This window comes from Bradyrhizobium sp. A5 (assembly GCF_042076515.1).
Classification (GTDB): Bacteria; Pseudomonadota; Alphaproteobacteria; order Rhizobiales; family Xanthobacteraceae; genus Bradyrhizobium; species Bradyrhizobium cosmicum.
In genome coordinates this window covers 5403153-5419848 of sequence record NZ_CP148990.1, presented here as the reverse complement: position 1 = coordinate 5419848, position 16696 = coordinate 5403153, and the positions used below count along the sequence as shown (strand labels likewise).

At 66.3% G+C, this 16696-nt stretch carries 13 protein-coding genes; 7 read left to right on the top strand and 6 right to left on the bottom strand.

The window, feature by feature from the left end:
* Positions 1-79: 79 nt before the first annotated feature.
* Positions 80-1276: an acetate/propionate family kinase gene (locus tag WHZ77_RS25825; RefSeq protein ID WP_375310533.1), complete on the bottom strand. Its 1197-nt coding sequence runs from the start codon at positions 1274-1276 to the stop codon at positions 80-82.
* Between the two features lie 4 nt (positions 1277-1280).
* A complete protein-coding gene (locus WHZ77_RS25820; protein ID WP_375310532.1) occupies positions 1281-3668 on the bottom strand; it encodes a phosphoketolase in 2388 nt (795 codons plus the stop codon).
* Positions 3669-3879: 211 nt separating this feature from the next.
* On the opposite strand from WHZ77_RS25820, the gene WHZ77_RS25815 reads away from it, so the two are divergent.
* From WHZ77_RS25815 to WHZ77_RS25800, 4 genes are all read left to right on the top strand, one after another.
* Entirely contained in the window at positions 3880-5055 is a 1176-nt protein-coding gene (locus WHZ77_RS25815) for a PA0069 family radical SAM protein (RefSeq protein ID WP_375310531.1), read from the top strand.
* Between the two features lie 23 nt (positions 5056-5078).
* Positions 5079-5534 carry a VOC family protein gene (locus WHZ77_RS25810; protein WP_375310530.1) on the top strand — a complete coding sequence of 152 codons (456 nt, stop codon included), beginning with the start codon at positions 5079-5081 and terminating at the stop codon, positions 5532-5534.
* A 76-nt stretch (positions 5535-5610) separates the two neighbouring features.
* Positions 5611-6396, top strand: a complete 786-nt coding sequence (locus WHZ77_RS25805) for a ribonuclease HII (RefSeq protein WP_375310529.1) — start codon at positions 5611-5613, stop codon at positions 6394-6396.
* Between the two features lie 99 nt (positions 6397-6495).
* Positions 6496-8004, top strand: coding sequence for a glycosyltransferase family 39 protein (locus tag WHZ77_RS25800; RefSeq protein ID WP_375310528.1), 1509 nt, complete (start codon positions 6496-6498; stop codon positions 8002-8004).
* Positions 8005-8121: 117 nt separating this feature from the next.
* On the opposite strand, the gene WHZ77_RS25795 is transcribed toward WHZ77_RS25800, so the two are convergent.
* On the bottom strand, positions 8122-8937 hold the full coding sequence (locus tag WHZ77_RS25795) for a uracil-DNA glycosylase family protein (protein WP_375310527.1): 816 nt from the start codon (positions 8935-8937) through the stop codon (positions 8122-8124).
* Positions 8938-9073: 136 nt separating this feature from the next.
* Here WHZ77_RS25795 and WHZ77_RS25790 point away from each other — a divergent pair, with 136 nt between their 5' ends.
* From WHZ77_RS25790 to WHZ77_RS25780, 3 genes are all read left to right on the top strand, one after another.
* A complete protein-coding gene (locus WHZ77_RS25790) occupies positions 9074-10735 on the top strand; it encodes an electron transfer flavoprotein-ubiquinone oxidoreductase (RefSeq protein WP_375310526.1) in 1662 nt (553 codons plus the stop codon).
* A gap of 307 nt (positions 10736-11042) precedes the next feature.
* Complete coding sequence (locus tag WHZ77_RS25785; RefSeq protein ID WP_375310525.1) at positions 11043-12842, top strand: tetratricopeptide repeat protein; 1800 nt, start codon at positions 11043-11045, stop codon at positions 12840-12842.
* A 29-nt stretch (positions 12843-12871) separates the two neighbouring features.
* Positions 12872-13756, top strand: a complete 885-nt coding sequence (locus WHZ77_RS25780; RefSeq protein WP_375310524.1) for a 4-(cytidine 5'-diphospho)-2-C-methyl-D-erythritol kinase — start codon at positions 12872-12874, stop codon at positions 13754-13756.
* A gap of 128 nt (positions 13757-13884) precedes the next feature.
* Here the strand turns inward: WHZ77_RS25780 and WHZ77_RS25775 are convergent, their stop codons facing one another.
* The 3 genes from WHZ77_RS25775 to fabF are packed head-to-tail and all read right to left on the bottom strand — an operon-like array spanning position 13885 to position 16695.
* Positions 13885-14763, bottom strand: coding sequence for an alpha/beta fold hydrolase (locus WHZ77_RS25775; RefSeq protein WP_375310523.1), 879 nt, complete (start codon positions 14761-14763; stop codon positions 13885-13887).
* Positions 14756-15388, bottom strand: coding sequence for a LysE family translocator (locus WHZ77_RS25770; RefSeq protein ID WP_375310522.1), 633 nt, complete (start codon positions 15386-15388; stop codon positions 14756-14758). The genes WHZ77_RS25775 and WHZ77_RS25770 overlap by 8 nt, the downstream gene beginning before the upstream one ends.
* Before the next feature lie 44 nt (positions 15389-15432).
* A complete protein-coding gene (fabF, locus tag WHZ77_RS25765) occupies positions 15433-16695 on the bottom strand; it encodes a beta-ketoacyl-ACP synthase II (protein ID WP_375310521.1) in 1263 nt (420 codons plus the stop codon).
* Position 16696: the final 1 nt, after the last annotated feature.

Sequence of the window (16696 nt, the reverse complement as noted above, 5' to 3'; positions counted from 1 at the left end):
CTGTCCGCACAGCGATTGATGCGCTCCTTATGCCGCGAAGTCGCGACGGCATCATTGCGGCAGATCATTCATAAAAATGTCATGCGGTATGCCGCTTGCGGAGCAGCGCGGCGCAATGGCGCGCGATGGTGATCTCTTCGTTGGTGGGAACGACGAAGACATCGACGGCGCTGTCGCTGCGGTTGATGCGCTCGCGCGCCGTGTCGTTGGCGACGAGATCGATGCGCACGCCGAGCCATGCGAGCCGCTCGCCGATCGCGCTGCGGATCTCCTTCGCATGCTCGCCGATGCCGCCGGTGAACACGAGGCAGTCCAGCCCTTGAAGCGTGTTCGCCATCACCGCGACCCCTTGCGCCGCGCGGAAGGTGAAGAGGTCGATCGCCTCGCGCGCGGCGGGCTCGCGGCTTGCGAGCAGCGTGCGCATGTCGGAGGAGAGCCCGGATACGCCGAGCAGGCCGGACTCGTGATAGAGCAGGTGCTGCACCGCCTCGACGGACATCTTTTCGTGCTGTTGCAGATAGAGCAGCACACCGGGATCGATCGCGCCGCAGCGCGTGCCCATCACGAGGCCGTCGAGCGGCGTCAATCCCATCGTGGTGTCGACGCTGCGGCCATCGCGCAGCGCGCATAGGCTCGCGCCATTGCCGAGATGCGCGATGACCGTGCGCCTGGCTGCGAGGTCCGGCGCGATTTCGGCGAGACGGCCCGCGACATATTCGAACGACAGCCCATGAAAGCCGTAGCGCCGGACGCCGCGCGCCTCGAAGCGCCGCGGGATGGCGAAGCTGCTCGCGGGCGGCGCGAGGCCGTGGTGAAAGGCGGTATCGAAGCAGGCGATCTGCGTCAGCGCGGGTTGGATCGCTTTGAGGGTGCGGACCGGCGCGAGGCAGCGGGGCTGATGCAACGGCGCCAGCGGCGTCAGCGCCTCCAGCTTCGCGGTGACCTCTTCAGTCAATTCGACCGGACCGGAATATTCCGGCCCGCCATGAACGATGCGATGGCCGACGGCACCCAAACGGCCTTTGCCGAAATGGTCCTCGATGAAGGCGAGCACGTCGGCGAACAGATGACCGCTGTCCGCATCCGACGCTTCTCTCCGGGTCTCGAACAGGTCTTCGCCGGCGGGGTTTTTCACGACGAGTCGGGGCCTGGCCTCGTGCTCGTCGAGCAGGCCCTTGCAGAGCAGGACAGGCTCGGCCGCCGAGATGTCGAACAGGCCGAACTTGATGCTTGACGATCCCGAATTGAGGACGAGAACTGAGGCCGACGCCGGCATGATGTCAGCCCGTCTTGCCCGGCCAGGCCCAGTCGCGGATCTCAGGCATGTCCTCGCCATGCTCGCGAATGTAGCGCGAATGCTCGATCAGCGCGTCGCGGAACTGCTGCTTCACAACCGCGGCCCTGGCCGCAAGGCCCGGTATGCGTTCGATCGCCTCGATCGCGAGGTGATAGCGGTCGAGCTTGTTGAGCACCACCATGTCGAACGGCGTCGTCGTGGTGCCTTCTTCGATGAAGCCGCGCACATGCAGGCCGGCATGGTTGGTGCGGTTATAGGTCAGCCGGTGGATCAGGTGGGGATAGCCATGATAGGCGAAGATCACCGGCTTGTCTGACGTGAACAGGCCGTCGAAGTCGCGATCGCTGAGCCCATGCGGATGCTGCTCCTTCGGTTGCAGCGTCATCAGGTCGACGACGTTGACGACGCGGATCTTCAGATCGGGCAGTGCCTTGCGCAGGAGGTCGACGGCGGCAAGCGTCTCCAGTGTCGGCACGTCGCCGGCGCAGGCCATCACCACATCGGGCTCGCCGGTCGCGTCCTCGTTGCCCGCCCAGCTCCAGATGCCGATGCCGGCATCGCAATGCGTGGCGGCGTCCAGCATCGACAGCCATTGCGGCGCCGGCTGCTTGCCGGCGACGATCACGTTGATGCGGTTGTAGGTGCGCAGGCAGTGATCGGCGATCCAGAGCAGCGTATTGGCATCCGGCGGGAAATAGATGCGGACGATATCGGCCTTCTTGTTGGCGACGAGATCGACGAAGCCGGGGTCCTGATGGCTGAAGCCGTTGTGGTCCTGCCGCCAGACATGCGAGGTCAAGAGATAGTTGAGCGAGGCGATCGGACGCCGCCACGGCAGATGCCGCGTCACCTTGAGCCATTTGGCGTGCTGGTTGAACATGGAATCCACGATGTGGATGAAGGCCTCGTAGCAGGAGAACAGGCCGTGGCGACCGGTGAGGAGGTAGCCTTCGAGCCAGCCCTGGCAAAGATGCTCGCTGAGGACTTCCATGACGCGGCCGTCCTGCGCGAGGTGGACGTCGTAGGGTTCGATCGGCTCCATCCAGACCCGCTCGGTTTCCTCGAACACGGCCTCGAGCCGGTTTGACGCCGTCTCGTCCGGACCCATGATACGGAAATTGCGCTCGGCGGCATTGAGGCGAATGACGTCGCGCAGGAATTTGCCGAGCTCGCGCGTCGCTTCGCCGGTGACGGCCCCCGGCTGCGGCACTTCGACCGCAAAGCTGCGGAAATCCGGCAGCTTCAGCTCTTTCTTCAACAGCCCGCCATTGGCGTGCGGATTGGCGCCCATGCGGCGATTGCCCTCGGGCGCCAGCGCCTGGAGCTCGGGGATCAGTGCGCCGCTCGCGTCAAACAGTTTTTCAGGCTCGTAGCTGCGCATCCAGTCTTCGAGAATCTTCAGATGCGCCGGATTTTCGCGGCAGCCCGCGACCGGCACCTGATGCGCGCGCCAGAAGCCCTCGACCTTCTTGCCGTCGACCTCTTTCGGACCTGTCCAGCCCTTCGGGCTGCGCAGCACGATCATCGGCCAGCGCGGCCGCTCGACGCTCTTGCGGCCGTCGCGGGCGTGCTGCTGGATCGAGCGGATGCTGGCGAACGCGACGTCGAACGCATCCGCCATGGCCTGGTGCATCAGCTTGGGATCGTCGCCTTCGACGAACAGCGGCTCATGGCCGAGCCCGCGGAAGAGATCGCGGATTTCCCCGTCGCCCATCCGCCCGAGCACGGTCGGGTTGGCAATCTTGTAGCCGTTGAGGTGCAGGATCGGCAGTACCGCGCCGTCGTGCACGGGATTGAGGAACTTGTTGGAGTGCCAGGACGCCGCGAGCGGGCCGGTCTCGGCCTCGCCGTCGCCGACGACGCAGGCGACGATCAGGTCGGGATTGTCGAACGCGGCGCCATAGGCGTGCACCAGCGCATAGCCGAGCTCGCCGCCCTCGTGGATCGAGCCCGGCGTTTCCGGCGCTGCATGGCTCGGAATGCCGCCGGGGAAGGAGAACTGCCTGAACAGCTTGCGCAATCCGTCCGTATCGCGCGCGATGTTCGGGTAGATCTCGCTGTAGCTGCCTTCGAGATAGGTGTTGGCGACCATGCCGGGGCCGCCATGGCCGGGACCGCAGACATAGAGCACGCTGAGATCCAGCGCGCGGATAACGCGGTTGAGGTGGGCGTAGATGAAATTCAGCCCGGGCGTCGTGCCCCAATGGCCGAGCAAACGCGGCTTGATATGCTCGGGCCGCAACGGCTCGCGCAGCAGAGGATTATCGAGCAGATAGATCTGCCCGACGGAGAGGTAGTTCGCGGCGCGCCAGTAGCGATCGAGCAGATCGAGGTCGCTGCGCGTGGCGGCCGATTGTTGTTGATTTTTCATATTCCTGCCGACTTTCACCCCAGCGACCGTCACCAACTTTGTTCCGGCACGATTGATCCCTGTCCGACATCAAACGGGATGGCCATGACGGGCGTGTTGCGTGATGTCAAAAGACCGCGCCTGAAATTTGGGCGGCTACTGTGCATGGGGTTGTTTTCCAGCTTCTCGTTCTTGTTCTTGATTTGTTCCAGTTGCGTGCTATCTTGGCTTCATGAGTCGAGCATCCTCTCGTGCCCTCAAGCACCCGCCGGTCACGGCGCCCTCCGAGCCGGCGGGTGCGCCTTCCGATTTTCCCGTCGCTTTCCCCGAGCTGGCTGTCGCCATCGACAGCCAGCGCAGGCGCGGGCGGGGCGCGCAGTCCAACGCCAGCGGCCGCTATGAGGCCGAGGCGCGGGTCGCCTTCGACGATGGCTGGCAGAGCCTGGAAGAGCTGCCGCCGTTCAAGACCACGGTGGCCGTCGACACCTCGCGCAAGGTGATCACCCGCAACGAGTCGCCCGACATCGGCTTTGACCGCTCGATCAATCCCTATCGCGGCTGTGAGCACGGCTGCGTCTACTGCTTCGCGCGCCCGACCCATGCCTATCTCGGCTTGTCGCCGGGGCTCGACTTCGAGTCGAAGCTGTTCGTCAAGCCGGAGGCGCCGGCGCTGCTCGAAAAGGAGCTGGCCGCACCCGGCTACGAGCCGCGGATGATCGCGATCGGCACCAACACCGATCCCTATCAGCCGATCGAGCGCGAGCGAAAGATCATGCGCGGCATTCTGGAGGTGCTGGAACGCGCCGGCCATCCCGTCGGCATCGTCACCAAATCGGCGCTGGTGACGCGCGACATCGACATTCTCGCGCGCATGGCAAAGCGCAACCTCGCCAAGGTCGGGATCTCGGTCACCTCGCTCGATCCGAGACTCGCGCGCACCATGGAGCCGCGGGCGTCGACGCCGTCGAAGCGGCTGGAAGCACTGAAGCAGCTCTCGGAAGCCGGCATTCCCACCACCGTCATGGTCGCGCCCGTGATCCCCGCGCTGAACGATTCCGAGATGGAGCGCATTCTGGACGCGGCGGCCCACGCCGGCGTCAAGGAAGCCTCTTACATACTGTTGCGGCTGCCGCTGGAGGTGCGCGATCTCTTCCGCGAATGGCTGATGGCGAACTATCCGGACCGCTACCGCCATGTCTTCACGCTGATCCGCGACATGCGTGGCGGCCGCGACTACGACGCAAAATGGGGCGAGCGGATGAAGGGCACCGGCCCGATGGCCTGGACCATCGGCCGCCGCTTCGAGATCGCCTGCGACAGGCTCGGACTCAACAAGCGCCGTGCGAAGCTGACGACGGATCACTTTGCGAGGCCGAAGCCGGACGGCGCTCAGCTCAGCCTGTTCTAGTACGAAGGCAAACGAGGCGTAGCATGAGTAAAGACGTCCCCGGCCCGGTTCTGCGTCTCACAGTCATCACGCTGGGCGTGAGCGACATCAGCGCCAGCATCGCCTTTTACGACGCGCTCGGTTTCTCGCGCCGCCTGAAGGCGACCGGCGAGGCCGTTGCCTTCTTCGACACCGGCGGTCCGGTGCTGGCACTGTTTCCCTGGGATCAGCTCGCAGCGGACGCCGTCTCGCCCGACAAGCCGAGGCCAACGACCTTCCGCGGGATGACGCTGGCATGGAACTGCGCCACGCGCGAGGAGGTCGACACGGTGCTCGCCTTCGCCGTTGGCAAGGGCGCCACGCTGCTGAAGCCCACGCACGAGACCGACTATGGCGGCTATTCCGGTTATTTTGCCGATCCCGACGGCCATCCTTGGGAAGTCGTGGTCGCGCCGGGCATCGAGGTGGGAGAGGACCGCCGTGTGCATCTGGCGGAGTAGGCTGCTGGCCTGAATAGCGGGAATTGTCCGGGGTTCCGGGTTGCGCAAGCAACGCCTCTTGCGCACGATCCCGGTCATGATTCGGGACAAGTCCGCCGGGAAGCCAGCCAAAGACGCGCCAAAGAAGGACGCCGGCAAGAGGGCCGCGCCCGCGAAGGCGAGCTTTCGCCGCGAGCGCGCGCTGATCAAGCGCGGCGTGTGGCCGATCGCGGGTTGCGACGAGGCCGGTCGCGGGCCGCTGGCAGGTCCCGTGGTGGCCGCGGCCGTCATTCTCGACCCCGACCGCATCCCCCGCGGTATCGACGATTCCAAGCGGCTGACGGCGGAGGAGCGCGAAAAGCTGTTCGACAGGATCTGCGCGACCGCGCAGGTCTCGGTCGCCGTCGCCTCGCGCGCCCGGATCGACCGCGACAACATCCTGCGCGCCTCGCTATGGGCGCTGAAGCGCGCCGTGGTGGCGTTGCCCGAGCAGCCCAGGCATGTCTTCGTCGATGGCCGCGACCGGCTCGACACCGAATGCGATTGCGAGGCCGTGATCGGCGGCGACGGTATCGTGCTGTCGATCGCCGCGGCCTCGATCGTCGCCAAGGTGACGCGCGACCGGCTGATGTGTGCGCTGGCGCAGGACTGCCCGGGCTACGGTTTCGAGCAGCACAAGGGTTACGGCGTTCCCGAGCATCTCGACGCGCTGAACCGCCTCGGTCCGACCGTCCACCACCGCAGCTTCTTTGCCCCCGTCGTCGCCGCGCGCGCCAAGCACATGCCCTGGACCGTCGAGCCGGTGCGGGACCTGTTTGCCGTCACCGAGGTCGAGCTGCAGGTGGAAGCAGCCACCGAAATCGATGCGTCCCTCGGGCTCTAGAGCAGACTGGCGTTGCCACGACGCGTCACGCCCTTTATCAAAACAGGCGCGAGCGAATAGGGCCGGCTGGACGGGTTGGCTGCATCTTTCAGGCGTTGCATGCGGTTTACCTCCCTGGTCATCGAGCTCATTCGCGCCCGGCCGCGGCTGATCGTGTGGATCGCCGTGCTGCTGCAGGCCGCGATGTGGCTGTTCGTGGCGCTGGTGTTTTACCGCAGCCCGCCCGGCAGCCTCGCGACGCTGCTGGCGTTCGGTCGCGAGTACCAGGTCGGCACGGATCTTGGGCCCCCCTTGCCGGTCTGGCTGGCCGACATCGCCTTTCGCGCCGCCGGCGGCCACATGTTCGGCGTCTATCTGCTGGCCGAGCTCTGCGAGGTCGCGACCTTCATCGCGCTCTATCATCTCTCCCGCGCCGTGGTCGGCTCGCAGCAGGCGGTGCTCGCCGTGCTGCTGACCATGACGGTGCTGGCCTTCTCTTCGTCCGCACTCGACTTCGGCCCGCTGGTGCTGGCGCGGCCGCTGTGGGCGCTGCTGCTGCTTCATTCCTGGCAGATCATCGGCCAGCGCCGCGGCAATGCCTGGTTTGCCTGGTCGATCGAGGCCGGCCTCCTGCTGCTCACCACGCCCGCGGCGATCTACCTTCTCTTGTTGATTGTCGTCTTCGCGCTCGCGACCGCCGGCGGCCGTCGCACGCTGCGCGCGCTCGATCCGCTGTTTGCCCTGATCGTCGTCGCCGTGCTGGCGCTGCCCTATGCGGTCTGGCTGATGCGGGCCGAGACGCTCGTCCTGCCGGCCCTGCCTGAGGTCGCAGAGCTGAACGCCCGCGCGATCCACGTGGCATGGCTGCTCGGTGGCCTCGTGCTCGGGGCCGCTGCGATCCCGGCGCTGACCTTCCTCAACACCGGCCTGTTCGTCGCCAAGGGCGAGGAGGCGCCGATCATCTACCGCCCGCCGGTCGAACCGCTCGCGCGCAACTTCGTCTACTTCTTCGCGATGGCGCCTGCGCTCGGCGCGGTGCTGATCTCCGGCCTGCTCGGGCTCGATTCCGTCGTCGGCGGCGCCGGTGTCGTGCTGGTCATGTCCGGGCTGGCCGTGGTCGTGGCGGCCGGCGACCTCATCGCGATGCGCCGCGCGCGGATGCTGCGCATGGTGTGGGCCGCCGCCGTCGCGGCGCCCGCCGCCGGCGTCGTGCTTGCCGTGCTGTTCCTGCCATGGACCGGCGCCGGCGAGATCGCGACCTCGATGCCGGCGCGCGCGATCTCGGATTTCTTCGACGAGAGCTTTGCCCGCCGCACCAACCATCGCCTGCGCGCGGTCGCTGGCGAGACCCAGCTTGCGAGCCTGATCACGCTGCATTCCGGCCGTCCGCATCTCTTCATCGATGCCCAGCCCGCGCGCACGCCGTGGATCAACCAGGCCAAATTCAGCGAGACCGGCGGCGTCGTGGTCTGGCGCGCCTCCGATACCGCCGGCACGCCGCCGCCGGAAATCCTCGCGCGCTTTCCCGGCATCGTGCCGGAGGTGCCGCGTGCGTTCGAATGGCTGGTGACCGGCCGCCAGCAACTCTTGCGCGTCGGCTGGGCCATCGTGCGGCCGAAGGGAATGTAGCTTGTCATTCCGGGGCTCGCGAAGCGAGAGTCCGGAATCCATCGAGCGACAGAGTTGGTGGAGGAATGGATTCCGGGTTCGCGGCTTCGCCGCGCCCCGGAATGACGGCATGTGTGCCTACGCCGCGCCTTGCGCCAGCACCTTCGCGATCGCCCGCAGATCCTGCCAGGCAAGCCGCTTGTAGGATGGCGAGCGCAACAGATAGGCCGGGTGGAACGTCGGCAGTGCGCGGATCGTGCGCCCGCCCGTCTCGTAGTCGAACCAGCGGCCGCGGGTGCGCATGATGCCTTCGCGGGTCGAGAGCAGTGTCTGCGTCGAGGGATTGCCCAGCGTCACCAGCACATCCGGGTTCACCAGCTCGATCTGACGCTGGATGAAGGGCAGGCACACTTGCGTTTCCTGCGGCGTCGGCGTGCGATTGCCGGGCGGCCGCCATGGAATCACGTTGGCGATGTAGGCCGTGGAGCGGTTGAGGCCTATGGCGCCTATCATCAAATCGAGCAGCTTGCCGCTGCGCCCGACGAAGGGCAGCCCTTCGATGTCTTCATCGCGGCCCGGCGCCTCGCCGACGAACATGATACGCGCCTGCGGATTGCCGTCGGCGAACACCAGTTGTGTCGCGGTGTGCTTCAGGGCGCAGCCCTCGAAACCCCGCATCAGCTCGCGCAGCGCCTCGAGCGTCGGTGCAGTGCGCGCGGCCTCGCGCGCCGAGGCAATTGCGACGTCGGGCGCGGGTGTTGCCTCGCCGCGCATCACCGCAGGCGCAGCAACGGGCCGTGGCGCCTCGACCGGCGGTGCCGCGCGCAGGACCGGAGGCGGAGCGTCCAATTCCGCCAGGCGGTCGATCGGTTCCTCCGCGAGCGCGCAATCGACTCCAGCCTCCAGATAGAAGGCGAGCAGCTCGCGGACGGTGGGTGCGGGTTCGGGTATCATGGGAAAGTCTGACTATTAGTTCAGTTTAAGGCGTCTTGCATCCCAGCGAAATGCATTTCCGTGGTTGTCCTACCCGGAAAAATCGGAAACAAGAGGGCGCAATCGACCCAAGGACCGTCTCAAGGGCTGAGATCAGATGAGCACCGAAGAACTTCCCCCGCGCGAATCCATGGAATTCGACGTCGTCATCGTCGGCGCCGGCCCATCGGGCCTGGCTGCGGCGATCCGGCTGAAGCAGATCAACGCCGATCTCAACGTCGTCGTGGTGGAGAAGGGCTCCGAGGTCGGCGCGCACATTCTCTCGGGCGCGGTGATCGATCCGGTCGGGCTCGACAAGCTCATTCCGGACTGGCGCGAGGATTCCGACTGCCCGCTGAAGACACAGGTGAAGGAAGACCGCTTCTACTGGATGACGGGCGGCGGTGCGATCAAGCTACCGAACTTCATGATGCCGCCGCTGATGGACAACCATCACTGCTACATCGGCTCGCTCGGCAATGTCTGCCGCTGGCTGGCGCGCAAGGCCGAGGCGCTCGGCGTCGAGATCTATCCGGGCTTTGCAGCCGCCGAAGTGCTCTATGACGAGCAGGGCGCGGTGAGGGGCATCGCCACCGGCGATATGGGCATCGGCCGCGACGGCAAGCCGAAGGACTCCTTCACCCGCGGCATGGAATTGCTCGGCAAGTACACCCTGTTTGCCGAAGGCGCCCGCGGCAGCCTGACCAAGCAGCTCATCAACAAGTTCGCGCTGGACGCCAACCGGGAGCCGGGGAAGTTCGGCATCGGGCTGAAGGAAGTCTGGCAGATCGACCCGGCCAAGCACCAGAAGGGTCTGATCCAGCATTCGTTCGGCTGGCCGCTCGACCTGAAGACCGGTGGCGGCTCGTTCCTCTATCATTACGACGACAATCTCGTCGCAGTCGGCTTCGTCGTGCATTTGAACTACGACGACCCGTATCTGTCGCCGTTCGACGAATTCCAGCGCTTCAAGACCCATCCGTCGATCCGCGGCACTTTCGAAGGCGCCAAGCGGCTCGCTTATGGTGCGCGCGCCATCACCGAGGGCGGCTACCAGTCGGTGCCGAAGCTCAGCTTCCCCGGCGGCGCGCTAGTCGGCTGCGCGGCCGGCTTCGTCAACGTGCCCCGCATCAAGGGCGTGCACAACGCGATGGGCACCGGCATGCTCGCGGCAGAACATGTTGCAGCGGCGCTCAAAGCCGATCGCGCCAATGACGAGATCGTCGACTACGAGAACGCCTGGCGCTCCTCGTCCGTCGGCAAGGATCTGTTCCTGGTCCGCAACGTCAAGCCGTTGTGGTCGAAGTTCGGCACCGTGCTCGGCGTCGCGCTCGGCGGCTTCGACATGTGGTGCAACACGCTGTTCGGCGGCTCGCTGTTCGGCACGCAGTCGCATGCCAAACCTGACCGCGCCACGCTCGATCCGGCCAAGCAGCACGCGCCCAAGGCCTATCCGAAGCCCGATGGCAAGATTTCCTTCGACAAGCTGTCTTCGGTGTTCCTGTCCAACACCAATCACGAGGAGGACCAGCCGGTCCATCTCCGGGTTGCCGACATGAACCTGCAGAAGACGTCCGAGCACGACGTCTTCGCCGGTCCCTCGAATCGCTATTGCCCGGCCGGCGTCTATGAGTGGGTCGAGGAGGGCGCGAGCCCGCGCTACCAGATCAACGCCCAGAATTGCGTCCACTGCAAAACCTGCGACGTGAAGGACCCCAACGGTAACATCACCTGGGTTCCCCCGGAGGGCGGCGGCGGTCCGAACTACGAGGCGATGTAAGAGCGAGCAGATCGGAGCGACGTCAGAGCGGACCAGGTCACAAAAGGTGATCTGACGCACGTTCGCGTGAGGACCCGGCTGCGGCTACCCGCCGCGGCCACGATACGGCCATACTGGCGGCGTCTTGGGGCTCTGTTGGCCGATTTGGGGCGTGCGGAGGGGATCGCCCGGCCCGAATCCTTGCGGCGAAGCGCCAAAAGCGGCATTGTCGGCCCGACGGTTCCGGGTCCGATGCCACCGGCCGCGTTCGCATGCGATACGGCCTTCTGCTGCAAACCCAGGCACTACCAACTCAAGGCGAGCCCTGATGTTCTCAAATCGTTTCAACCGCTGGACTGTTGCCGCCATCGCCCTGATGGGCACAGCGATCGCGACGGTCCCCGGCGCGGTCCTGGCGCAGACGCCGGACCATCCGTCCGATACGGCGGCGCAATTCCCGAGCCGAAACGATCTGAAATCGCTCACCACCGCCGGCAGCTATCTCGCCGCCCGCCACGCCAGCGTCGAGCGCGACGCGACATCGGCCGCGGCCTTCTACCGCTCGGCGCTTCGCACCGACCCGAAGAACAACGAGCTGCTCGACCGCGCCTTCATCTCGTCGGTCGCGGACGGTGACATCGACGAAGCCGTCAAGCTCGCCGAGCGCATCCTCACCATCGACAAGACCAACCGCGTCGCGCGCCTCGTCGTCGGCGTGCATGATCTCAAGGTCAAGAAGTACGCGACCGCGCAGACCAACATCAACCAATCGATTCGCGGTCCGATCACCGATCTCGTCGCCACGCTGCTGTCGGGCTGGGCCGCCTATGGCGCGGGCGATGCCAAGGGCGGTGTCGCCACCATCGACAAGCTTGCCGGTCCGGAATGGTATCCGCTGTTCAAGGACCTCCACGCCGGCATGATCCTCGAGCTTGCCGGCAAGGAAAAGGACGCCGGCATCCGCTTCGAGCGCGCCTACAAGCTCGACGATTCCATGCTGCGCGTCACCGAGGCCTATGCGCGCTGGCTGTCGCGCAACAAGGACTCGGCTGCCGCGACCACCGTCTATCAGGCGTTCGACAAGAAGCTCGCCCGTCATCCGCTGATCGTGGAAGGCCTGCGCGACACCAAGGCCGGCAAGAAGATGCCGCCGCTGGTCGATTCCGCGCAAGCGGGCGCCGCCGAGGCGCTCTACGGCATCGGCGCGACGCTGACCCGCCGCGGCGGCGAGGATCTGGCGCTGGTCTATCTGCAGCTCTCGCTCTACCTCCAGCCGACCCATCCGCTGGCGCTGCTCTCGCTCGCCGATCTCTATGAATCGGTGAAGCGGCCGCAGATGGCGATCAAGGTCTACGAGCGCGTGCCTGCGACTTCGCCGCTCAAGCGCAACGCGCAGATCCAGCTCGCCATCGATCTGGATTCCGCCGACCGCACCGACGAGGCGATCAAGATCCTCAAGGGCGTCACCACGGAAGATGCCAAGGACCTCGAAGCCATCATGGCGCTCGGCAACATCGAGCGCGGCCGCAAGCGGTTCGGCGACTGCGGCGCGACCTATTCGCGGGGCATCGAGGTGCTGCCGGCCGGCAACGACAAGGCCAACAGCGTCTGGTACTATTATCGCGGCATCTGCGAGGAACGCACCAAGGAATGGGCCAAGGCCGAAGCCGACATGAAGAAGGCGCTCGAGCTGCAGCCCGACCAGCCGCATGTCCTCAACTATCTCGGCTATTCCTGGATCGACCAGGGCGTCAATCTCGACGAGGGCATGAAGATGATCAAGCGCGCCGTCGAGCAGCGTCCCGACGACGGCTACATCGTCGACTCGCTCGGCTGGGCTTACTACCGCATCGGCAATTACGAAGAGGCGGTGAAGAACCTCGAGCGCGCGATCGACCTCAAGCCCGAGGATCCCACCATCAACGATCACCTCGGCGATGCCTATTGGCGTGTCGGCCGCACGCTCGAAGCCAAATTCCAGTGGGCCCACGCCCGCGATCTCAAGCCCGAGCCGGAGGAGCTTCCGAAGATCGAGGCCAAGATCGCCAACGGCCTCGCCGCCGAGGACAATTCGAACTCTTCGGCCGCGCAGGCGGACAAGAAGAAAGACGACGGCAAGGGCGGCTAGTCTGAGTGAGTTCTGGGGGCTGATCGCCGATGCCGGCGTTGATTGAAGAGGGGCGGGCGAAGGTCAATTTGAGCCTTCGCGTCGTCGGCCGTCGTACGGACGGCTATCATGATCTCCAAAGCGTGGTGGCCTTCGCCGACTGCGCGGATCGTTTGACGCTCGATCCGGGCGCCGAGTTGAAGCTCGTCACCACAGGACCGCTGGCGGCGGCCTGCGGCGAGACTTCCGACAATCTCGTACTCAAGGCCGCCAGGCTTCTGGCCGAAGCCGTGCCGAACCTGAAGCTCGGGGCCTTCGCGCTCGACAAGGTGCTGCCTGTTGCGGCCGGTATCGGCGGCGGCTCGGCCGATGCCGCAGCGGCGCTGCGGCTGCTGGCGCGTCTCAACGATCTGTCGCTCGATGATCCCCGGCTCCAGAAGGTCGCGCTCGCGACCGGCGCCGATGTGCCCGTGTGCCTGTTCTCGCGCGCCTGCGACATGACCGGTGTCGGCGAGCAGCTGCTGCCTCTGGCGCTGCCGCGCATGCCCTGCGTCATGGTCAATCCGCGCGTGCCTGTTGCCACCAAGGACGTGTTCAGGGAGTTGGGCCTGCGCAACGGTGAACTGCTGGTGGGCGCCACCTCCGTCCTCGAAGCCCCGGCCTGGCCGGACGAGGGCGGGTCGATTGCGGATTGGGTCGAAGTCCTCGAAACCGTCCCCAACGATCTGGAAGCCCCTGCGCTGCGGATCGAGCCCGTGATCGGTGAGGTGCTGGAAGCCTTGCGCGTCACCGCCGGCGTCAAGCTCGCCCGCATGTCCGGCTCGGGTGCGACCTGCTTTGCGATCTATGGCGCGCCCACTGATGCCCACGCCGCCGCCGAAAAAATCCGGCGTGATCACCCCGGCTGGTGGGTGCATGCGGGGACGTTGAGCTAGCCGCTGCTGTCTTCGGCCAGCTGCCGTAGGGTGGGCAAAGGCGCGATAGCGCCGTGCCCACCATGTATCCAAGTCACGCGATCGAAGTGGTGGGCACGCTTCGCTTTGCCCACCCTACGGCAATGGAGCTAACCCGCGCCGTCCTCCGCCAGTCCGAGAAACCGCCGGATCTCGCCCAACACCTCTTGCGGCTTGTCGTGCTGCAGCCAGTGTCCGGCCCCGGCGATGGTCTCGATACGCGCCTGCGGGAAGTAGCGCTCCAGGCCCGCTGCCTTGGCGCCGGCGAGAAAGCTCTCGCCCGCATTGAGCAGCAGCGTCGGGCAGGCGATGCGCGACCACAGCGCGACGTGATCGTCCGGCCAGAGCCGGTGCGGTGCGGAGGCACGCTGGTAGGGATCGAACTTCCAGCTATGGGTGCCGTCCTCGTTCCGCCGTGCGCCGTGCGTTGCGAGATGCAGCGCAAGCTCGCGGGACAGCCGCCTGTTGTGAAGCACCATCTGCGCGGCCGCGTCCGCGAGGGTCGCATAGCGACGCGGCGTGCGGTCGTGCAGCTTGTCGAGCTGGCCGACCCATTTGCCGATGCGCTCATGCGCCGGCGGTTTGGGCGCATCCGGCAGCATGGTCACGCCGTCGAGCACGACGAGCTTTGCGACCTGCTCGGGGAATGATCCCGAAAAGATCAGACTCACCATGCCGCCCATCGAGTGGCCGATGAGAGTTACCTGGGATGCGGCGATGGTGCGGACGAGCCGGGTGAGATCGTAGACATATTCGGTCAGCGCGTAGCTGCCGCCCTTGGTCCAGTCGGAATCGCCGTGACCGCGCAGGTCCGGCGCGACCACGTGAAAGTGTGGTTGCAGCGATTTGGCGATGACATCCCAGCTGCGGCAATGATCGCGGCCGCCGTGGACCAGGATGAGGGGCGGCGCGCCCTCGTTGCCCCAATCGGCATAGTGCAGCCGCAGGCCGTGCGATTCATAGAAGTGGCTATGCGGGGCGCTATCCATTGGCCGGCCGCCGCGCCAGCGCAAGCGAGAGGCCGAGGCCGGCGATGAAGACGCCGGAGCCTTGCGTAAGCCGCCGCATCAGGTGCGGCCGTCCGGTCAGCTGCGTGCGTGTCGCAGACGCCATCACCACCACGACGACATCGGCGAGCGTGTTCAGCGTCACCGAGATCGTGCCGAGCATGATGAATTGCAGCGTGGGGTTCGATCCCGCGGGATCGAGGAACTGCGGGATGAAGGCGAGGAAGAACGCCGCGGTCTTCGGGTTCAGCGCCTCGACTAGAACGCCGTCACGGAACGCGCGCGTGTCGCCGGCGGGCTCGCTGTCCAGCGACAATGCGCGGCCGGCGTTTCGATCCGTCTTGATGCCGAGCCAGACCAGGTAGAGCGCGCCGACGAATTTGACGGCGGCAAACAGCTCGGCACTGGCAAGGATGATCGCGGAGATGCCGAGGCTGCCGGCGACGACATGAAACAGCCCGCCCAGCGCCGTGCCCGCGGTCGAGGTAAAGCCGCTGTCGCGCCCTTCCGACAAGGTTCGCGCCGCGACGTAGAAGATGCCGGGGCCGGGAATGGCGGCGATCACACAAGCAGTTGCGAGGAACAGCCAGAAATTCGTTTCGGTCATCCTACTGTCGTAGCGATGCCCGGCGTGATTGCAAGTCCTTGCGTCTATCCCATGTGGCGGAAGATCACGCTGGCGTTCACCCCGCCGAAGCCGAATCCGTTGGAGATGGCGTGCCGCATCGGCATCGGCCGCGCGCTACCGGAGACGATGTCGATGCCGTCAGCGCTCGCGTCGGGGTTTTCGAAGTTGAGCGTCGGCGGCGCAATCTGGTCGCGCAAAGCGAGGATGGTGAAGATCGCTTCCAAGCCGCCGGCGGCGCCGAGCAGATGGCCGGTGGCCGATTTGGTCGCGCTCACCGCGATGTTTCGATTGCGGCCGAACAGGGCGGCGATGGCGCCAAGCTCGCTCTGGTCGCCGGCGGGCGTCGACGTCGCATGGGCGTTGAGGTGCTGCAGATCCCCGGGCGCAAGGTTTGCCTGCCGCAGCGCGATCTCCATGGCGCGGCGGGCGCCGTCGCCATCGGGCGGCCCCGACGTCATGTGATAGGCATCCGCCGTGGTGCCGTAGCCGACGATCTCCGCGATCGGCGTGGCGCCGCGCGCGAGCGCACGCTCCAGCTCCTCGATCACCAGAATGCCGGCGCCTTCGCCCATGACAAAGCCGTCGCGGTCACGATCGAACGGCCGCGAGGCGCGTGCGGGCTCGCCGTTGAAGGAACTCGATAGCGCACGCGCCGCCGCAAAGCCGCCGAGGCTGACGATGTCGATGCAGGCCTCGGCACCGCCGCAGATCGCGACATCGGCTTCGCCCGCGCGGATCATGCGCGCGGCATCGCCGATCGCCTGGACGCCGGCAGCACACGCCGTGACAGGCGTTCCCAGCGCGCCCTTGTAGCCGTATTTGATCGAGACGTGACCCGCCGCGAGATTGGCGAGGAACGAGGGGATCGTGAACGGCGAGAGCCGGCGCGGCCCGCGCTGTTCGGTGATGCGAACCGCCTCCGCCATCGCCGGGAAGCCGCCGACGCCGGAGGCGATGATCGTCGCGGTTCGCTCCAGCGCCGCCGCATCCTGCGGCGTCCATCCGGCCTGCGCGACCGCCTCCGCGGTCGCGAGGAGCGCGAACAGGATGAAGCGGTCCATCTTGCGCTGGTCCTTTGGCGCGGCGGCCTGCGCCGGATCGAAGCCGCCTTCGGCGTCGTCGGCCTTGTCGGGTACGAGGCCGGCAATGCGCGCGGGCAGCGCCTGCGACCATTCGGGCAGAGGGCGCAGCCCGCTTTGGCCGGCGAGCAGCCGGCGCCACGACAGTTCGACACCGCAGCCGAGCGGCGACACCGCGCCCATTCCTGTCACGACGATACGAGGCATG